The sequence below is a fragment of the Enterobacter cloacae complex sp. GF14B genome (genome assembly GCF_004136805.1).
GTDB classification, from domain to species: Bacteria; Pseudomonadota; Gammaproteobacteria; order Enterobacterales; family Enterobacteriaceae; genus Enterobacter; species Enterobacter hormaechei_C.
This window is the reverse complement of sequence record NZ_QFRV01000403.1, coordinates 1-829: the sequence shown is the minus strand read 5'-3', so window position 1 is coordinate 829 and position 829 is coordinate 1. Positions and strand designations below refer to the sequence as shown.

At 42.9% G+C, this 829-nt stretch carries 1 protein-coding gene; it reads left to right on the top strand.

The genetic code is table 11. The annotated features are described in order from the left end of the window. The first annotated feature begins 155 nt into the window (after window positions 1-155). Window positions 156-608 (top strand): ribonuclease HI family protein, encoded by a 453-nt coding sequence (locus DD606_RS25795; protein WP_129259570.1) that lies wholly within the window; start codon window positions 156-158, stop codon window positions 606-608. Window positions 609-829 lie beyond the last annotated feature (221 nt).

Genomic DNA, 829 nt, shown 5'->3' with positions numbered 1-829 from the left:
ACTTACTTCCGAGACCATTTGTGGTGATCACAACTGAGGAGGTTTTTCCATATGCCCTACAACACATGGAATTGTCTCAAAGAATAGCAAAGTGGGTGGTGTAGCTTCAAGGGTTTGACTACACACTACAAGTAGAGGATTCCACCCGTGCTTGTTTGGCAGATGTCCTCACACAAAGGTGTTATGAGAAGGCCAAGAAAGAGGCACCTAGTAAGGTACCGCCTATCCCGGAGCCTGAAGTTCTACTGGGAGCACACAGACTGTATTTTGATGGGGCTTACAAGAGGACCAAAGACAAGGCATCAGCAGGCATAGTAATATTAGGTCCAGAGAAGGAGAAGATCTTTGCAAAAGGGTTTCATCTAAAAGAGGTTTATTCTAACAATGAGGCAGAGTACCATGCCCTTGTTTTAGGGTTGCAATGTTGTCTTTCTCAGGGCATCACAAAGCTAAATGTTTTTGGTGACTCCATGTTGATTGTTAAGAAAATGGTTGGTGTATGGGCCTGTAAAAATGACAAATTGTCTGTTAAGATGAGGGAAGCAAAGGCCTTGTTGAAGGGTTTTAAAGAAGTTCGAGTGCACTTTGTACCTAGAGATCAAAATTGAGAAGCAGATGCCTTAGCAGGTGAAGAACTACAAACTCTCATAGTAGGTGCTATCCTTGTGAAAAGTCCTTTATACCAGGGAAAGGAGGGGCTGCATGATTTACTTTACTTTCTTGAGCATTGTGAAGCACCCTCTGGTATGAGTAAAAGTGAACGTAGGTGGTTGGCAAAAAAGGCTACCAGCTATAGCTTAGTGAATGAGGACTTGTATTGTAGAGGGAA